A 19208-nucleotide genomic window follows, 5' to 3' on the forward strand; every position below is an offset into this window, starting at 1 on the left:
ACGTGAAAATTCGGTTACCAGTATGTATATAATCCAGAAGGACGCAGTGGGTATCACATGGTCACCTGGGGGGTGACAGATGCGAGTACTGGTGGGACTGACCTCGCATCTGTCAGCGACGAGGAGCCAGTGTGCTCGACAGCCCTGCTAGAACAGTTAACGAACCGACGGCAGAAAAGCGAAGAGGCGATACCGCGGCCGACGGACGAGTGTTACAGCGGCGAGGCGGCGCAACTCCTCGTTCCGTGTGACGACGTCACCGTGACGGCGCTGGACTGTAACGCACAGTACACGCTCGCGACGGCCTCCGAACTGCCGGCCGGGTCGTTCCTTCTGAGCGGGACGACCGAGACGACCCCGGACGCTGCTTCGGGCGACCCACTGGCCAGCAACGCCCTCCGCCTGTACGTGCGGTTCGACGGCCCTGCATCGCTTCGCCCGACCTGTGACGGGACCGTCCTCTCGCTGTGGGAGTCGAAATCCGTCGCCGTCGGGTCCAGAGAGACGACCATCGGCCTCCCCCGCGTTCGGGTTCCCGAAACGGCCGCTGGCCTCGCGACGGGCATCTCCTGTCTGAGCGCGGCCCACCACACCACCAGCCCCTCGCGTTCGCATCCGAACCAGCGGGACCATCCGCCACTCCTGACGACCGGCGAAACAGTGTCGATTCCCGACAGTATCGCGGAACAACGGCCGACGACGGGTATCGAACTGCGTCTGCCGTCGACCGTCGAGTCACTGTTCGTCGCGGCGCCACTCGCGTACTACCTCGGTGCGGAGGTGTGCGTCGACGACCGTGAACGGCCCATACTGACCGCCGCAGGAACCGACGTCAGACACGAGTTCAGTCCGCTTCCGACGTTCCAGAAAGAAGTCGCTTCGTTGCTACAACAGGTGTTCTACCTCGACTGTCTCGTCCGTCGGATGAGTCCCGAATCGGCCCCGGAACTCCTCGAGGCGTGTTCGCTCGACCGGCAGTCGGTGCGGACACTGTCGCCCGCGGGCAGACTGGAGCGGTATCTCTCGACCCCGACGGAGACGGTCCGAGCTGCCGCCCCCGAGTGGCACCTCTCGACGCACGCACGGCCCTCGCACGACAGGGCGCGCTGTCTGCCCTTCCTGCTCGACAAACTGAGCCTCGTCTACCTCTCAGAGGGGTCGGAACTGGACCGGAACGAGCTCCTCGACCGAACGCTCTCGGACGCGTATCCGACCCGCGGGAGCGCTCGACAGTCGTCTGTCCTCGACCCGCGCAGGGGAAACAGTCGGGTGCAGGCGTGGCTCGCGCCGGGAACGCCCATCGACGCGTTCAAGACGACGACGACGGCCTACGAGAACCGGTATCGGTTCCGGGACCGCGACAACGACCGCATGCAGGTCTCGGTCGTACTGAACGACACCCAGATGAGCGACGAGCGGGGGACGATCACCGAGATCTATCGCGCAGCGGACCTCCCGATGGACGTCACGGTCAGTGAGTCGTTGACGACGGTCGAACTCGCCGACGTCTTCGAGGCGGAGAACGACTTCGTTCACTTCATCGGTCACTGCGACGACGACGGACTGCGGTGTCCCGACGGCAACCTCTCGGCAGCCGAGCTATCGCACGCACGGACTCCGACGTTCTTCCTCAACGCCTGTGGCTCCTACGAGGAGGGGCTGAACCTCGTCGAGCGCGGGGCGGTAGCCGGTGCGGTGACGTTCAACGACGTCCTCGACCGACACGCGGCGATGGTCGGCACCGCGTTCGCTCGCCTGTTGAGCAACGGGTTCAGCATACAGCGGGCCCTCCAGTTGGCTCGGCGTCGTATCATGATGGGGCACGACTACGCCGTCGTCGGCGACGGCACGTACGCACTCTTGCCAAGCCCGACCGACCCGGTCGTCGTCTGGGTGCAGGAAACGGCAGACGGGTACGACCTCGTCTGTGAGGTGGTGACCCCGCGCGCCGGCGACGGGTACACGCTCCCGTTCGACGGCGAAGTCGCGCTGAACGGACGACGGACCGAGAAGACGGTCACCGAGGAGACGCTCGTCGACACGCTCGAATCGGTCTCGGTTCCCGTCATCTTCGACGGGGGGTTCCACTGGTCCCGTACCCTCGCGACTCGGCTGCGCGCGTCGGCATAATATCCCAGCGATTATCACGGAGGGTCACTAGGCTGCCAATAGCGCCCACAGAACACACCTAGTAGCGACATCGAGTTTCGTTTGTGATAGCTGGGCCGGAACATATATTTAATTCGTCGCAAAGGTGCCTGTGACTGGTGTGTTCAAGAATTCAACTCGAATCGGCCGATGAAATTAAATGTCACAAGCCACAATACATACATTGGGACAATGAGTGCAACCCTATTGAACGACGACGTCGGTGCGATGCTGTCGTCGGTGTTCGACGACGCCGACGGCCCGATATACGTCGTGAACCCGGACCGAGACACCATCTCGGCACTCGTGACGACGTTAGACGAACAGACAGAGCCTCCGGAAGTGCGGCTGCTTGCGGACGAACGAGCCCTGAAAGACGTCATGGACGACTTTCTGGTGGCGAGTACGGCCGCCGACCTCGTCGAGAACGGCGACCTGACGATGCGACTGTTGGCGCACGTGCCGACCCACTCGGTCGCAGTCACGGCAGACAGCGTGTTCGCGCTCGTGACCATCGGCGACGCTGTCGGCGGTCTGGGGACCGACGACAGCGAGTTCGTAGACGGGGCATACGAGTACTACGAGACCACGTGGGAGGGGGCTGAAGCGTACTCCCTCCGAACACCACCAATCACCACGGTCCGTAGCACGCTAGAGAGCGAAATCGGCGAAGCGACCGCGGCGGACTTCGACAGCGTCCTCGAGTCGCTCACGACCGCGCGCGGCGACGGCGACGGCCTCGACGAAGTGACCATCAGTCTGCTGGTGGCCGCCCGGAACGGCGAGCTGCTGTACGACATCAGCAAGTGGGGCGAGGACGTCGGGCTGGCGAGCAAAGCGACGTTCTCCCGGACGAAGACCAAACTCGAAGACATGGGGCTCATCGACACCGAGAAAGTCCCCATCGACGTCGGGCGTCCGCGCCTCCGCCTGATGCTCGGGGACGAACGCCTCGAAAACGCCGACGCCGACGAACTGGCGACGGTCGCACAGAGCCTGCTGGCCGCATAGGTTTTTCCGCCCCCTCTGTGTTTTCCCGGGCATGAGTACTGTCGAAGTCGTCGGGAGCGGTCCCGCCGTCGAATCGTTGGTCGCGGCGCTGGCGGAGACGCCGTCTGAGGTGGTTCGGCGGGAGGACCCGCTCACAGGCGACGCCGACCTGAGTGTCGTCGTCGGGCAGGTCACGGCCGACCTGTTCGGCACTGCGAACGAGCGTGCGAGAGCGACCGGGACGCCGTGGGTAGCCGTCGAACTCGGCGGCATCGGTGGCGTTCCCGTCACCGACGCCGCAATCGCCGGGTTCGGCCCGCAAAGCGGTTGCTACGACTGTCTGACCGAACGCGTGCGCTCGAACGCCGACCAGCAGGCGGACCCCGCCGAGGCCCCCGCCGCAAGCACGCAGCGGTTCGTCGGCGCCGTCGCGGGACGGCGAATCGAACAGGCGCTCGCCGGGGAGGGCGTCGTCGTCGGAACGGTGCTCGAACTGCCCCACACCGAGCGACAGTTCCTCCCAGTCCCGGGGTGTGCGTGTCGAGACGCGGAACGATGGACGCTCACTCACGCTGGGGACCGTGACCACGACCGAGAGGCGTTGTCCCGCGCGGAGGCCGGCCTCGACGAGCGAGTCGGTATCGTCCGGAACGTGGGCGAGGCCGAATCGTTCCCGGCGCCGTACTACCTCGCGGAACTCACGGAGACCGCTCGGTTCAGCGACGTGACGGCCCCACAGCAGGCCGCCGGCGTCGCGGCGGACTGGGATTCGGCGTTCATGAAGGCGCTCGGCGAGAGCTACGAGCGGTACGCCGCCGGCGTCTACCGAGCGGCAGAGATGGTTTCGGGGACCAGCGAGGCGGTGGCAGAGCGCCTCGACCCGGCGGCGTTCGTCGCTCCAGACGGTGGGTGGGGCGGCGGTGACGAGATACCGTGGGTCCCTGCAGAGAACCTCGACACGGGTACACAGCGCCTCGCTCCGGCAGAAGTAGTCGTCTACCCGCCCCCGTCCCGCGCCGTTCGACCGGCGACGACGACGGGACTCGGACTGGGAAGTTCGGAGACCGACGCACTCCTCTCGGGCCTCTACGAGGTGGTCGAACGCGACGCGGCGATGCTCTCGTGGTACGCCACCTACGACCCGCTCGAAGTCGTCGTCGAGGGCAACGAGACGTTCGACGCGCTCCGGCGACGTGCCCGCTCGGAGGACCTCGACGTGACGGCGCTGTTGCTCACGCAGGACGTCGACGTGCCCGTCGTCGCCGTCGCCCTCGAACGTGAGACGTGGCCGAAGTTCGCGCTGGGGTCGTCGGCCCGCCTCGACCCGGCCGAGGCGGCCGTCGGGGCGCTCGAAGAAGCGCTCCAGAACTGGATGGAACTCCGCGGGATGGGGCCGGAGGACGCCGAGGACGCCGACGGGGCAATCGGATGGTACGCGGACCGGCCGGAAGCGGCCGCGTCGCTGACTGAGACGGGGACGGCCGTGCCCATATCGAGCGTCGGCCCCGACTCCGTGCCGACCGGCGAGGCCGAACTCGACGAACTCGTCGACCGGGTGGTGGATGCTGGTCTGTCCCCGTTCGCAAGCCGACTCACGACGCCGGACCTCGAACTGATGGGGTTCGAGGCGGTCCGGGCGTTCTGTCCGACCGCGCAACCGCTGTTCTTCGACGAGAGCTACTTCGGCGGCCGCGCGGAGACGGTGTCGACGGCCCTCGGCTTCGAGCCACGACTGGGCCGAGACCACCATCCGTTCCCCTGACTCGACTACCGGATGGTTTAATACGAGCCGCGCCGTTAGTTACCGTCGTGTGATAGACGGTACCACAGCGCATAGACACACATGGTGACAGAGTTCGACCTCCCGTGTAGCGATTGCGGACACGACCTCGTGCGCGTAGAGACCACGGCGGCCGACGGGTCGCCGGTGGCGGTCGCGGAATGTCCGAACTGCGGGGTGCGACACTACCCCGAGTCGGCGCTGCGAGAGTTCTGAGTCAGATGGCGAACGTGGCCCGCAGCATGTCCCGCGTCCCCGGTCCGAGACCGACCGCGGTGACGGCGACGAGCAACAGCAACGCGTAGCGCGGGCTCTCGTCTAAGAACTCCTCGTTGAACAGCCAGACGACGAGCGACGCGACCACGAGTTTCACGACGAGGAACGGCCACGAGGTACCGATGGCGGCGGTCAGGCCGGCGGGCTGGAGCGCCTCGGTCGTCGCGATGATGAACGCGTTGGCGGGGTGTTTCGGGTAGTAGGTCAGCGGGACGTTCAGCACGTCCAGCCAGTCGGCCAACACGACGTTCGCGACGCCGTCGATGGCGTGGCCCCAGATGACGACCAACCCGATGTAGCCGGTGCCGTCGTTGACCTCGGGGGCGAACGACTCGAAGGCGCGATACAGGCCGTAGGACAGCACCGTCGCCAGCCCGACGGTCGTGAGCAGGACCGACGGGTACAGCGTCGAGTACTCCGTGGTCATCGCCACGCCAGTCAGATAGAGGATAGTCACGGCGACGAGGACGCCGCCGACCGCCGCAGTCGACCGGTAGTAGCTATCGACGTACCCCTCCCGGTCCAGTTTGAGACAGAGAATCAGCGTCGCCAGCGTCATGACGAACAACGTGCCGTAGATGACCGGGCTGATGATGAGCGAACTGAGCGGATAGTCGACGATGGGTGCGAACCCGGCTTCGATCGCTCGGTCGGTCGCGTCTTCGACCGTTCGGAGCGCCCCGCCCAGCAGCATGAACGGCACGAACGCGAAGTACAGTTTCGGGTCCTCGGCGATCTCCAGTCGGTCCAACAGGAGATAGACGCCGACGAGCATGTACACCAGAATCAGCATGTAGCCGATTTCGGAGACGACGGTGTAGCCGGGTTCGGCCACGATACGGCCCTGCTGGACCGCGGCGGTACAGCCCTCGTACAGCGGCTCCGGGCCGCTGTCGGTCATCACGGCACAGCTCGCGGCTTCGGCGTCGGCGTACACCGGTCCCCAGAAGTAGTGCCAGAGGAACCGGTCCCAGACGGCACGCGGGAACGCGAGGACCGCACCCAAACCGGCTACGAGGATGGCGACGAACGAGGCGACCCAGAGGCGCCCGGCCCCGTACTCGTCGACGACCTGCTCGAACGTGTTCATGGCCGAGTCACCGGCGTGCGTCGGTTTCAGGTTTCCGGTCGCGTGCGTGGGTGCTGCGACACCGACACGGCGGACCGACGGGAGCGACTCAGTCCAGCGCGTCCGTCGCCGCCGCGACCAGTTCCGCGTGTGCTTCGCCGTTCGAGGCGACGAGGCTGTCGCTGTCGTGGCGCCAGCGCTCGCCGTCGGCGTCGGTCACCGTCCCGCCGGCCTGTCGGACCATGTGGACACCGGCCAGCGTGTCCCACGGGTGGTTCGGGTTCGTACAGACGGCCCCGTCCAGCGCCCCGTCGGCGACGTACGCGAGTGTGGCCTGAAAGCTCCCGATGCGCCGCATGTCGCCGAACCGGCCGACGACGGCGCCACACAGGTCGGCGAACTCGGTTCGGTCGTCACGGTCCCACCAGCCGACCGGCGCGACGGCGAACGTCTCGGGGTCGCTGCGCTCGCTCACGGAGAGGGTCGCGCCGTCCCGCGTCGCGCTCTCCGGTCCGGCGGCAAAGAGGTCGCCCTCGGACGGGAGGTAGGTGGCCGACCCGACCGGTTCGCCGTCCTCGACTGCGGTGACGCTCGTCGCCCACGTCCGGTTCCCGCGGACGAAGTTCGCGGTCCCGTCTATCGGGTCGACGACCCACACCGGTCCGGTCGCCGGGACCTCGTCGAGGACGGACGGGTCCGTCTCGCCGGTCTCGGGCCCGCTCAACGTGACCACGTCCTCTTCCAGAACGAACGCGTCGTTGGGGAACTCCTCACGGACCGTCGCGACCACCTGTCCCTGCGCGTCCCGGTCGGCCTCCGTCACGAGGTCGTTCTTGTTGGCCTTCGTCTCGACGGCGAGGTCGCCACGGAACGCCTGCCGCGCGACGACGCCCCCGGCCCGGGCAGCACGTTCGGCGAGCGCCGCTCGGTGATGTGCATCTGGCATGCCCGGGGCTGGCAGGGCTGGGGACTTACCACCTCGGTTTCAGGAAAAGGGAGGGACTACTCGTGGCTGGCCTCGTCGACGGCGTCCAAGATGGACTGTGCGATGTCCCGGGCCTCCTCGGGCGTGTACAGTACCTGATTCCCGAGCGATTGCTCGATGCGGACGTAGTCGTCGTCCGCTTCGATGGAGAAAAACGCCGTGTTCTCCAGCGGTGGCACTCGGATACCCGAACCGTCGGACTGGTCGGTTGCCATGCGAGTTATTAACTCACGTCCCCGTATAAAACTACTCATATGTGAGAGATCGGCTGACACTCCCATATTAGTGAGAGACGATACACGGATTATCTTCCGTAGAGACGGCCTAATGCCACGTCGTCGGCTCCGCCCACGGAGCAATCTATGCATCGGGACCAAGCCGGTGGAGCCGTCGCGGCGCGGCCGGTGTCCAGCGCCGTCGCTGGTGGGTGTGGTTCAGAGAGTTTGCGAGGGAAGACCGCTCCGTGCGAGTCTTCCGGCACTGTGTGCGAGGGACCGTATCGGTCCAACAGTGCGAGGGAAGGGATTTGAACCCTTGGACCCCTACGGGAGCGGATCTTGAGTCCGCCGCCGTTTCCTGGCTTGGCTACCCTCGCACGCGTTGCTCGCATCACGTTCTGACGGCGGTGTGGTATAAATGTCGTACGGAACTGTGGCGGCGGGCAAACGACTAACAGCGTGGAACGCGAGTGGCGACGTATGCCGTCCCTCGCGACCCCGATTCAGATGGGTGGGGCGCTACCGGTCGTCGGTGTCCTTCTAGCGTTGCTCCTCGCCGCCATCGTCGTCTACGCGCTCCGGAACACCGGCGAGTATCACGACCCGGGGGCGGGAGACACCATCGTCTGCCCCCGCTGTCACCACTCGACGGCGGCCTCGGATAGCGTCTGTCCCGAGTGCGGGAAGGACCTCTGAGGACCGGTGGATTGACCCATGCAGGTCACGAACGAGGAGTATGGACGAACACACGCGAGACCCGACTGTCGCCCCGCCGGACGGCGACCCGGCCGGATGGCGGGCGGACGGGCAGTGGGAGCACGCGACGCTCCGGCGGGCCGTCGTTCACGGCGTCCGTCTGTACAACGCCGGGGAGTTTCACGACTCACACGACTGCTTCGAAGACGAGTGGTACAACTACGGCCGGGGGTCCACCGAGAGCAAGTTCCTCCACGGGATGGTACAGGTGGCCGCTGGCGCCTACAAGCACTTCGACTTCGAGGACGACGACGGGATGCGCTCGCTGTTTCGCACCTCGCTGCAGTACTTTCGCGGGGTTCCCAACGACTACTACGGCGTCGACTTACTGGACGTTCGGACGACAGTGACGAACGCGCTGCAGGACCCGAGCGTGCTCGACGGCTGGCAGATACGACTCGACGGCGGCTACCCGGTCGCCGACGAGACCGACTTCGCGTTCGCCGAGGACCTCGACTGACACTCGGTCGCCGCACGGAATCCACACGACTCTAATGGCCGGGAGCACAACTACGACCGAATGCGAGTGGAACAACTGGGTGAGGGAGAACCGGACGTCGCCGTCGTTGGGAGCATCCACGGCGACGAGCCGTGCGGTCGGGACGGTATCGAGGCGGTCCTCGCGGACCCGCCGACCGTCTCTCGGCCGGTGAAGTTCGTCGTCGGCAACGAGGCGGCGCTGGCCGCCGGCGAGCGATACCTCGATACCGACCTCAATCGAGCGTTCCCCGGCGACCCCGAAAGCGAGGCCCGCGAAGACCGACTGGCCGCCGAACTCGCCGCCGAACTGCGTGGCTGTACCGTGCTGTCGCTGCACTCCACCCAGTCCTACGACGGCATGTTCGCGCTCGTCGACGACCTGACGCCGCTCGCCCGGGACATCTGTCCGAAACTCTCAGTCGACGCGGTGGTCATGACGAAGGGAGCCAACGAGGGTCGACTCTTCTCGGTCGTCCCCGCCGCCATCGAGGTGGAGTGTGGGTATCAGGGGTCGCCGGAGGCGGCCGCCAACGCCGAACAGGTCATCCGCGAGTTCCTCGCCGCGACGGGCGTCACCGACGACCCGGCGCCGACCCGGGCCGAGTCGCTCCCGGTGTTCCAGCTCGGCGACCCGATTCCGAAGGCCGCCGCCGACGAGTACGAAGTGTACGCCCGGAACTTCGAGGAACTGGCGGCCGGTGAACCCATCGCCGCCGCCGACGGCAATCAGGTCCTCGCCGACGAACCGTTCCACCCCATCCTCCTCTCTGCGGAAGGGTACGAGGACGTCTTCGGCTACACGGCTGATCACGTCGGCGTCCTCGACTGAGGTCGACGCCGTCACTCACGTCTCACCGGCAGATACTCGGGGTAGCGGTTGTCGTAGCCGACGGCGCGACCGAGGACTGCGGTCGTGCGAATCCCGAGCAACTGGAGCCACAGGGGGAGGTGCGCGAGCAACAGCATGTCGTCGAACTCGTCGAGCACCACCGCCAACCTGAGGACGTTCAGCGGCATCCCCGACGACGTGACCGGGGCACCGTCGCGGGCGAGGCCGTAGGTCACCCGCATGAACTGTTCGGTGCGGAGGCCGGGCGCCACCGACCCCCTGATGTGAAGCACATCGTCCCCGGCGTTCCAGAACCGATGGACGTCGCCGGCAGGGACGACGGCCGTCGCACCGGCGGTCAACTGCCGTCGGTCGCCCTCGTGGGCGATACCCATCGTCCCGGACTGCACGGACAGCCGTTCCACTTGCTCGGGGTGGACGTGACGCATCGGACCGTGTGACCCCTCGGCGGCCAGCCACATATCGAACCGGAGCGGGTCGGTTTCGGGGTCGTCGGGTCGTTCGCGGAATCGGACGACTTTCCCGGCCGGCGGACTCGCCAGACAGTCGTCGTCGACGAAGTGCGTGTGGCCGAACGGCGAGTCGTCGGCGTCAGTCTCGGTCCCGGCCGCGTCGCTCACGCGTCGTCGGGGGCGTCCAACTCGACCAGCGTGAGGTCCCGGTCGAGCATGCAGTAGTCGTGTGGCGGGTCGCCGACGACCTCCTCGATGCGGTACTCCTCGTCGAACTCGGCGCCCATCGGCTCACAGTACTGGTGGCTCGGACATTCGGTGTGGGGACAGGGGCCTGCCAGCGACGCGTTGCTGCCGGCGTAGGCACCTTTGGTCGGGACGTTGGCACGGATGGGGGCAGGTTCGACCTCGACGGCGCGGACGCCGGTGTCGTGGACCGCGCAGTCGAGCGTCTGGCCGCTCTCGCGGACCTCGGTGATGCGATAGCGGCGGCCGGGCGTGAGATTGAGACACTGGGTCCGGTACGGACACCCGGCACAACCGTCGGCCTCGCCGTGGTAGACGAACTCCTCGCCCACCTCCGCGAGGCGCGTCCCGACGAGCGTTACAGTAGTCATAGTGAGAGATAGATCCGGGCGGAATTTAAGGGTCAGGACCGGCCGGTCAGGTCGTCGAGTTCGTCGAGGTAGTCATCGCGCGGTACCTGATACAGCGAGCGGTAGTCGACCTCGCCCGAGGCAAAGCGGTTCGCGAGGTCGACGGCGGCGTCGACCGCGGACGCCCGGTCCTCGAAGGACTCGGCGTCGCGGTCCACTTCGGGTTCCAGATACAGGGTGACGTACCAGTCATCGCCTGACCGGTCGAGGCCGGGTCGGCGGGTTCGTTTCCCCCGTGTGAGGTATATCGTCGGGAGACAGGGCGCAGGGAAGTTCTGGCTGTCGAAGACGTCCGGACGGTACGCGAGGATGAGTTTCGCCTCGGTCTCGTTCCAGACCGTCCAGTCGTCGGCCAGTCCGTCGAGGTCCATACCGACGGCTTCGTCTCGGCAGGCAATACTCTATCGACTACTGACTCGTCGCCCGCTTTCGGGAGGGTTACTTATAAAGCGTCTCGGCGCTCACCCTCGTGTGAATCCGTACCTCAGCGATGCCGTCTCCGTATTAGGCCCTGATTCGAGGCGTCGAAAACCCGGCGTTATATGGGTAACGGGAAAAGGTTCTTGATGTTGAAGCACTCATGTGTTAAATAGTATCGGAAACAGTAACCCACTGTCACCCGTTACCACTGGGGTGGGTCCGTCCCCGCGACCACCCAGCCAGCACACATGGCATGGTACGACTACCGGCCCGCAATAACGGGCCCTACCGCGGCCGCCCGCCTGCACGCACGGAGCGGCAGTTGGTGGCATCGGTGTACTGAGTCCGACACGCTGGCCCTGCGTGCCCGCGTGCCATCGCGTGCCGAACTCACCGAGATAGCATGAGCAAGAACAAAGAGACACTGGAAGCGCTGAGCAAGGAGTACCAAGACACGATACCGGCCGATCTCCGGACGACGCGGAGTTTCGACTGGTATCTCGACCAACTGTACGACGAACCGCGAATCGCCCGCAACGCTCACCAGCGCGTCGCGGACATGTTCGACTACTACGGGACGTCCTACGACGAGGACGCCGGCGTCGTAGAGTACGAGATAGCCAGCGAAGACCCGCTTCACGACGGCGAGAACACCTTCTACGGCCGCGAGGTCCACGAGGCGATACACGAGTTCGTGAACAAGGTCAAGTCCGGAGCGCGGGGTCTCGGTCCAGAGAAACGAATCAAGTTACTGCTCGGTCCCGTCGGGTCCGGGAAGTCCGATTTCGACCGACAGGTCCGTCGGTACTTCGAGGACTACACCCGCCGCGACGAGGGGCGGATGTACACGTTCCGCTGGACGAACCTCTGTGACGTCATCGGCGACCAGGACCCGGCCGACGACGTGGTCCGGTCGCCGATGAATCAGGACCCGATGGTGTTGCTCCCACAGGACCAGCGAGACAGGGTCATCGAGGACATCAACGAGGAACTCGACGCCCCCTACACCATCCGGAACGAACAGGCGCTCGACCCCGCCTCGGAGTTCTACATGGACCGCCTGCTGGCCAACTACGACGACGACCTGCAGGCCGTCTTAGAGAACCACGTCGAAATCGTCCGGTTCGTCGCCGACGAGAACCAGCGACAGGGTATCGAGACGTTCGAACCCAAAGACAAGAAGAACCAAGACGAGACGGAACTGACGGGTGACGTCAATTACTCGAAGATAGCTATCTACGGCGAGAGCGACCCGCGGGCGTTCGACTACTCCGGGGCGTTCTGTAACGCCAACCGCGGTATCTTCTCCGGTGAGGAACTGCTGAAACTCCAGCGAGAGTTCCTCTATGACTTCCTGCACGCCAGTCAGGAACAGACTATCAAGCCGAAGAACAACCCGCGTATCGACATCGATCAGGTCATCGTCGGCCGGACGAACATGCCCGAGTACCGGGACAAGAAGGGCGACGAGAAGATGGAGGCGTTCAACGACCGGACGAAACGCATCGACTTCCCGTACGTCCTCCAGTACGAGGAGGAGGCGAAGATATACAACAAGATGCTCCGGAACGCGGACTTACCGGACATCCACGTCGAACCCCACACGCTGGAGATGGCCGGCCTGTTCGGCGTCCTCACCCGCATCGAGGAACCAGATACGGAGTCCGTCGACCTCGTCCAGAAGGCCAAAGCCTACAACGGCGAGATAGACGAGGCCGACGACATCGACGTGAAGAAACTCCGCGACGAGGCCGCCACCACCGCCGACATCGGCGAGGGGATGGACGGCGTCTCGCCCCGGTTCATCGGCGACGAGATAGCCGAGGCCATCATGGACTCGATGCACCGCGACAGGCAGTTCCTCTCGCCGCTGACGACGTTCAACCACCTCGAAGGCAACTTAGAGAACCACGGCTCCATCGACGAGGAGTCCTTCGACCAGTACTACCGCTTCCTCGAACTCGTCCGCGAAGAGTACAAGGAACGGGCCATCGAGGACGTGCGCCACGCGCTGGCCTACGACATGGACGAGATTCGGCGACAGGGAGAGAAGTACATGGACCACGTCATGGCCTACATCGACGACGACACCGTCGAGGACGAACTGACGGGCCGCGAGCAGGAACCGGACGAGCAGTTCCTGCGCTCCGTCGAGGAGAAACTGAACCTGCCGGAGGACCGAAAGGACGACTTCCGGCAGGAGGTGTCGAACTGGGTCTCACGGAGAGCACGCGAGGGCGATACGTTCAACCCGCAGGACAACGACCGCCTGCGCCGCGCCTTAGAGCGCAAACTCTGGGAAGACAAGAAACACAACATCAACTTCTCGGCGCTGGTGTCCTCCGGCGAGATGGACGACGACGAACGCAATCAGTGGATAGACGCCCTGATCGAGCAGGACTACTCCGAAGAAGGTGCCCGTGAAGTGCTCGAGTTCGCCGGCGCGGAGGTCGCTAAAAGCGAGATGGAGGACTAGATGAGCGGCGAGGAGTACATCGGCCGGGCGGACGACTCGCTGGACGCCACCTACGAGGCGCCGATGAGCCTCGCCGAGTACGTCGACACCGTCCTCGAGACGCCCGAAATAGCCGCACACGCCTCGAAGTACATGCTCGCAGCCATCGAGGCGGCGGGCACGCGCACCGTCATCGAGGAAGGCGAGGAGAAAGAGCGCTACCGCTTTTTCGACGACCCGTACAACGACGGGGAACACGCCATCCTCGGAAATACGGAGGTGCTGAACGCCTTCGTCGACGACCTGCGCTCTATCGCCGCGGGGCGCGGGAAAGACGAGAAGATAGTGTGGCTGGAAGGCCCCACGGCGACCGGGAAGTCCGAACTGAAGCGGTGTCTGATCAACGGCCTTCGGGAGTACTCGAAGACGCCCGAAGGCCGGCGATACACCGTCGAGTGGAACGTCGCCGGCGCGGGCGGGAGCGACAGCGCCCTGACCTACGGCGACGCACCGGTCGAAGACGAGGACGACTGGTACGAGAGTCCGGTGCAGGTACACCCGCTGACGGTGTTCCCGCCGGACGTCCGCACCGACCTGCTGGCCGAAATCAACGAGCGACTGGACGATCACATCGATATTCACGTCGACGGCGAACTGGACCCGTTCTCCAGAGAGGCCTACGACTACCTCGAAGAGCAGTACCGACGGCAGGGCACCGAGGACCTGTTCTCGGCGGTCACGGATCCCTCGCACTTGCGGGTGAAAAACTTCGTCGTCGACGTGGGCCACGGCATCGGCGTCCTCCACTCCGAGGACGAGGGGACGCCCAAGGAGCGACTGGTCGGGTCGTGGATGCACGGGATGCTCCGCGAACTAGATTCGCGGGGTCGGAAGAACCCGCAGGCGTTCTCCTACGACGGCGTCCTCTCGCAGGGCAACGGCCTGCTGACGGTGGTCGAAGACGCCGCACAGCACGCCGACCTGCTCCAGAAACTGCTGAACGTCCCCGACGAGAGTCGCGTCAAACTGGACAAGGGCATCGGGATGGACGTCGATACGCAACTGGTCATCATCTCGAACCCCGATTTGGAGGCACAGTTGAACCAGCACGCCGACCGAGAGGGACAGGACCCGCTGAAGGCGCTGAAACGTCGGCTGGACAAACACGAGTTCACGTACCTGACGAACCTCTCGCTGGAGGCCCAACTGCTCCGGCGGGAACTGACCAACGAGACGACTGTCTGGGACCCCGATTCGTGGGAGGAACTGGAGACGTGGATTCAGGAGCCAGTGACCGTCTCGGTCCGTGACGACGTGGCGTCGGCGACGGACAAGGAACTTGCGCCACACACCATCGAGGCCGCCGCGCTGTACGCCGTCGCCTCGCGACTCGACGCCTCGAACGTCCCGAACGGACTGGACCTCGTCGACAAAGCGCTCCTGTTCGACCGGGGCTACCTGATGGAGGGCGACGAGCGAATCGACATCGACGACTACGACCTGGAGACGACGGACCACGACGGGGACCACGGCATCCCCGTGACCTACGTCCGTGACGTGGTCGCGGACCTCCTCCACGAGACCCAGGACCGCCACCACCCGGACCTGCCCGTCGAACACGTCATCATGCCCCGAGACGTGCTGAACGCGGTGGCCGAAGGGATGGGCGACGCCCCAGTGTTCTCGGCGGCGGAAGCCACCGAGTACGAGGAGCGCGTCGTCCCCGTCAAGAACCACGTCTTCGGCGAACAGGAGCGAGACGTGTTAGACGCGATGATGCGGGACAAGCGCGTCGACGAGGCCACCGTCGAGGAGTACATCGAACACGTCTACGCGTGGGCCTCCGACGACCAGATAGAGAACGAACGCGGCGAGTACGTCGACCCGGACCCGCTGAAGATGAAGGTGTTCGAGATAGAGCACCTCGGTCGGTTCGACGAGGAGAACTACGACGACAACGACCCGGACGAGGCCGTCGAGGCGTTCCGGACGGACAAGATAATCACGGCGCTGAACCGCCACGCGTGGCAACGCCGGGACGAGGAGTTCCGCGTCGGCGACGTCTCGCCGAAGGAGATTCCGGTCATCAAGACCGTTCTCGGGAGCCACGACTGGGACGACGTCAAGCGGACCTACGAGGACTTCGACCCGCGGCAGTGGGACGAGCCACCGTCGGGGACCGAGACGGCCCGACTCAAGGAGATGACTATCGAGAACATGGTCGATATGCACGGCTACAGCGAGGCCGCCGCCGAACTGACCAGCCGGCACGTCATGAATCAGGTGAGTTACCGATGGGACTGAAAGACGACCTCGAACGGTACCGTGAGGTGGGAGAGGACCGCCGGCAGGACCTCGCCGAGTTCATCCAGTACGGCGATTTGGGGCAGTCCCGCGGCGACGAAGTGCGCATCCCCATCAAGATAGTCGACCTCCCGGAGTTCGCCTACGACCAGCGCGACAAGGGCGGCGTCGGGCAGGGTGACGGCGCCGAACCGGGCGACCCGGTCGGCCAGCCACAGCCCCAGCCGGGCGACGACGGCGACGAGGACGGCGAACCCGGCGAGGAGGGCGGCGAACACGAGTACTACGAGATGGACCCCGAGGAGTTCGCGAAGGAACTCGACGAGCAACTCGGACTGGACCTCGAACCGAAGGGCAAGAAGGTCATCGAGGAGAAGGAAGGCGACTTCACCGACATCACACGAACCGGCCCCTCCTCGACGCTGGACTTCGAGCGCCTGTTCAAGAAGGGGCTGAAGCGAAAGCTCGCGATGGACTTCGACGAGGACTACGTCCGCGAGGCGCTGAAAGTCGACGGCTGGGGGCCGGCGACGGTGTTCGAGTGGGCCCGCGGAAAGAACATCCCCGTCTCGAAGGCGTGGATAGAGGACGCCTACGAGGACGTCCCGTCGAGCGAACGGGGGCGTGGGACACCATCGAGGAGATGGAGGCCAACGTCGAGGAAGAGGACGCCCCCACGCGCATCCGACGCGAGGGCGTCGACGAGATTCCGTTCCGCCGGGAGGACGAGCGCTACCGCTACCCCGAAATCGTCGAGGAGCGCGAGAAGAACGTCGTCGTGGTCAACATCCGCGACGTCTCCGGGTCGATGCGCCAGAAGAAGCGCGAACTCGTCGAGCGGACGTTCACGCCGCTGGACTGGTACCTCCAAGGGAAGTACGACAACGCCGAGTTCGTCTACATCGCCCACGACGCCGACGCGTGGGAGGTCGAACGCGAGGAGTTCTTCGGCATCCGCTCGGGCGGCGGGACGCGCATCTCCAGTGCGTACGAACTCGCCGCACAGCGACTCGAAGAGGAGTACCCGTGGAGCGAGTGGAACCGCTACGTGTTCGCGGCGGGCGACAGCGAGAACTCCTCGAACGACACCGAGGAGAAGGTCATCCCGCTGATGGAGCAGATTCCCGCGAACCTCCACGCCTACGTGGAGACCCAACCGAGCGGGAACGCGATCAACGCCACCCACGCCGAGGAAGTCGAACGGACGTTCCGCGACAGCGACAACGTCGCCGTCGCCTACGTCTCCTCGCCGGGGGACGTGGTCGAGGCCATCTACGAGATACTGAGTACGGAGGACAACGGATGAGTACCGACGACAGATTCGCCAAACAACGCATCGCCGACGACCTCGAAGAACCGGTTCAGGAGGCGGGCAAACTCGCTCGTCGGCTGGGCCTCACACCGTACCCGGTGAACTACTGGGTCGTCGACTACGACGAGATGAACGAACTCATCGCCTACGGCGGGTTCCAGCAGCGGTACCCGCACTGGCGCTGGGGGATGCAGTACGACCGCCAGCAGAAGCAGGGCCAGTTCCTCGGCGGGAAGGCCTTCGAAATCGTCAACAACGACGACCCGTCACACGCCTTCTTACAGGAGTCGAACACGCTGGCCGACCAGAAGGCGGTCATCACGCACGTCGAGGCCCACGCCGATTTCTTCGCGAACAACAAGTGGTTCAAGATGTTCAGCGACGGCGCGCCCCGGTCGGCGAGCGAGGAGGGACGCGACAGAGGCCCCGACGCCGCCGGGATGCTCGCTCGCCACGCCGACGCCATCCGGGAGTACATGCAGGACCCCGAGATAGAGCGCGGCGCCGTCGAACGGTTCATCGACCACGTCCTCTGTCTCGAGGACAACATCGACCAGCACCAACCGTACAGCCCCGTCGAGACGGCCGAGGAGCACTTCGAGGACATCGAAGGCGTCGACGTGACCGAGCAACTGGACGAACTGGACCTCTCCGATGAGGTCAAGCGACAGGTGTTCGACGACGAGTGGCTAGACGCACAGGTCGAGGAGGGAGAGGGCGTCTCGTTCCCGGCCCAACCGGAGAAAGACGTCCTCGGCTTCCTCCGAAAACACGGCATGGCCTACGACGAGGACGCCGAGAAGGCCGTCGAGATGGCCGACTGGCAGAAAGACGTACTGGAGATGCTCCGCCGCGAGGCGTACTACTTCGCCCCCCAGAAGATGACGAAGGTCATGAACGAGGGCTGGGCCGCCTACTGGGAGTCGCTGATGATGACCGGCGAGCGCTTCGCCGGCGACGACGAGTTCGTCCTCTACGCCGACCACATGGCACAGGTGCTTGGCTCGCCGGGGCTGAACCCGTACAAACTCGGCATGGAGATATGGGAGTACGTCGAGAACACCGAGAACCGTCGGGAAGTCGTCGAGCGGTTGCTCCGCGTCGACGGCGTCACGTGGCGGACGTTCGGCGATGTCGTGGACTTCACAGAGGTGCAAGAGCACCTCGAACCGCCCGCGTGGCTCCGCGACGTGGCCGGCCACCTCGACGAACTCGACCCCGAGGACCCGCGCGTGGACGCCGAGGGCCTCGAAGCGGCCCGCGACGGAGAGTTCGACGTCGAACGTTATCCGTGGAAGGCCCTGACCTACGAGGGGCTGGCCCAGCGGCACTACTCGCTGGTAAAGCCCCAGTATCGCGGGTTCGTCTCGCGGGTCGGACAGGAGGAACTGGAGCGCGTCTCCCGATACATGTTCGACGACGCCCGGTACGACAGCATCGAGGAAGCGCTGGCCGACGTCGAGTACACCCGCGGCTGGGAGCGGATGCGCGAGATTCGCGAGAGCCACAACGACGTGACGTTCTTAGACGAGTTCCTCACGCAGGAGTTCGTCGACGACAACGACTACTTCACCTACGAGTACACCCACGCCTCCGGCGACTACCGGGTCACCTCGACGGACCACGCCGACGTCAAAAAGAAATTGATGCTGAACTTCACGAACTTCGGCAAACCAACCGTCGTCGTCGAGGACGGCAACTACCAGAACCGCAACGAACTGCTCTTGACCCACCAGTACAACGGCGTGATGCTCGACCGGAGTCAAGCGACGGCGGTCCTAAAGCGCGTCTTCGAACTCTGGGGGCGGCCGGTGAACCTGCTGACCATCACCAAGGAGTTCGACGACCACGACATCGAGGTCGCGAAGCGCCGTGACCGCGAACCCGAACCGGAGGAGGTCGGCAAGCGACTACGCTACGACGGCGACGAAGTCACCATCGAGGACGTCCCGTGGAGCGACGTCGAACACCTCGCGGCGACGGACATCGACTACAACACCAAGCCCGACGAGTGGCTTGCCTGAGCGCTCTTTGCCCGCTCTCACCGGTCGCTCAAA

The 19208-nt window shown here is 65.1% G+C and carries 16 protein-coding genes, 1 tRNA gene and 1 pseudogene; 11 read left to right on the forward strand and 7 right to left on the reverse strand.

Annotation, left to right across the window (positions count from 1 at the left end; genetic code table 11):
• Positions 1-57 precede the first annotated feature (57 nt).
• From G9465_RS12850 to G9465_RS12865, 4 genes are all read left to right on the forward strand, one after another.
• Entirely contained in the window at positions 58-2130 is a 2073-nt protein-coding gene (locus tag G9465_RS12850; RefSeq protein WP_166970595.1) for a hypothetical protein, read from the forward strand.
• 210 nt (positions 2131-2340) lie between these two features.
• Entirely contained in the window at positions 2341-3159 is an 819-nt protein-coding gene (gene tbsP / locus G9465_RS12855; protein ID WP_166970597.1) for a transcriptional regulator TbsP, read from the forward strand.
• Between the two features lie 31 nt (positions 3160-3190).
• Positions 3191-4900: a YcaO-like family protein gene (locus tag G9465_RS12860; RefSeq protein WP_166970599.1), complete on the forward strand. Its 1710-nt coding sequence runs from the start codon at positions 3191-3193 to the stop codon at positions 4898-4900.
• Positions 4901-4981: 81 nt separating this feature from the next.
• Positions 4982-5134: a hypothetical protein gene (locus G9465_RS12865; RefSeq protein ID WP_166970601.1), complete on the forward strand. Its 153-nt coding sequence runs from the start codon at positions 4982-4984 to the stop codon at positions 5132-5134.
• Position 5135: 1 nt separating this feature from the next.
• On the opposite strand, the gene G9465_RS12870 is transcribed toward G9465_RS12865, so the two are convergent.
• From G9465_RS12870 to G9465_RS12885, 4 genes are all read right to left on the reverse strand, one after another.
• Entirely contained in the window at positions 5136-6284 is a 1149-nt protein-coding gene (locus G9465_RS12870) for a DUF63 family protein (RefSeq protein ID WP_166970603.1), read from the reverse strand.
• Between the two features lie 88 nt (positions 6285-6372).
• A complete protein-coding gene (locus G9465_RS12875; RefSeq protein ID WP_166970605.1) occupies positions 6373-7209 on the reverse strand; it encodes an inositol monophosphatase in 837 nt (278 codons plus the stop codon).
• A 56-nt stretch (positions 7210-7265) separates the two neighbouring features.
• Entirely contained in the window at positions 7266-7463 is a 198-nt protein-coding gene (locus G9465_RS12880) for a hypothetical protein (protein ID WP_166970607.1), read from the reverse strand.
• Between the two features lie 296 nt (positions 7464-7759).
• Positions 7760-7843: transfer RNA gene (locus G9465_RS12885), tRNA-Leu, on the reverse strand.
• Positions 7844-7946: 103 nt separating this feature from the next.
• Here G9465_RS12885 and G9465_RS12890 point away from each other — a divergent pair.
• Genes G9465_RS12890 through G9465_RS12900 form a run of 3 tightly spaced genes read left to right on the forward strand, consistent with a single transcriptional unit; the run spans position 7947 to position 9531 of the window.
• Complete coding sequence (locus G9465_RS12890; RefSeq protein WP_166970609.1) at positions 7947-8162, forward strand: hypothetical protein; 216 nt, start codon at positions 7947-7949, stop codon at positions 8160-8162.
• A 40-nt stretch (positions 8163-8202) separates the two neighbouring features.
• Entirely contained in the window at positions 8203-8682 is a 480-nt protein-coding gene (locus G9465_RS12895) for a DUF309 domain-containing protein (protein ID WP_166970611.1), read from the forward strand.
• Between the two features lie 60 nt (positions 8683-8742).
• Complete coding sequence (locus G9465_RS12900) at positions 8743-9531, forward strand: succinylglutamate desuccinylase/aspartoacylase family protein (RefSeq protein WP_166970613.1); 789 nt, start codon at positions 8743-8745, stop codon at positions 9529-9531.
• 11 nt (positions 9532-9542) lie between these two features.
• On the opposite strand, the gene G9465_RS12905 is transcribed toward G9465_RS12900, so the two are convergent.
• From G9465_RS12905 to G9465_RS12915, 3 genes are read right to left on the reverse strand one after another with little or no spacing between them, the layout of a single operon-like run.
• Complete coding sequence (locus G9465_RS12905; protein WP_166970615.1) at positions 9543-10172, reverse strand: cupin domain-containing protein; 630 nt, start codon at positions 10170-10172, stop codon at positions 9543-9545.
• Positions 10169-10621: a UPF0179 family protein gene (locus tag G9465_RS12910; RefSeq protein WP_166970618.1), complete on the reverse strand. Its 453-nt coding sequence runs from the start codon at positions 10619-10621 to the stop codon at positions 10169-10171. The genes G9465_RS12905 and G9465_RS12910 overlap by 4 nt, the downstream gene beginning before the upstream one ends.
• Positions 10622-10653: 32 nt before the next feature.
• Positions 10654-11031, reverse strand: a complete 378-nt coding sequence (locus tag G9465_RS12915) for a DUF5820 family protein (RefSeq protein WP_166970620.1) — start codon at positions 11029-11031, stop codon at positions 10654-10656.
• Positions 11032-11483: 452 nt separating this feature from the next.
• Between G9465_RS12915 and G9465_RS12920 the strand changes: the two genes are divergently transcribed.
• The 4 genes and pseudogenes from G9465_RS12920 (at position 11484) to G9465_RS12935 (ending at position 19175) form a co-directional block, all read left to right on the forward strand.
• Positions 11484-13556, forward strand: coding sequence for a PrkA family serine protein kinase (locus G9465_RS12920; protein WP_166970622.1), 2073 nt, complete (start codon positions 11484-11486; stop codon positions 13554-13556).
• Positions 13557-15839 (forward strand): PrkA family serine protein kinase, encoded by a 2283-nt coding sequence (locus G9465_RS12925; protein ID WP_166970624.1) that lies wholly within the window; start codon positions 13557-13559, stop codon positions 15837-15839.
• Positions 15830-17145 (forward strand): annotated as a pseudogene (locus tag G9465_RS12930) (YeaH/YhbH family protein). Before G9465_RS12925 ends, G9465_RS12930 begins: the two are co-directional and overlap by 10 nt.
• Positions 17142-19175, forward strand: coding sequence for a SpoVR family protein (locus tag G9465_RS12935; RefSeq protein ID WP_166970626.1), 2034 nt, complete (start codon positions 17142-17144; stop codon positions 19173-19175). The pseudogene G9465_RS12930 and the gene G9465_RS12935 overlap by 4 nt, the downstream one beginning before the upstream one ends.
• Positions 19176-19208: the final 33 nt, after the last annotated feature.

Origin of the sequence: Haloarcula sp. JP-L23 (assembly GCF_011602445.1) — an archaeon.
Classification (GTDB): domain Archaea; phylum Halobacteriota; class Halobacteria; order Halobacteriales; family Haloarculaceae; genus Haloarcula; species Haloarcula pellucida.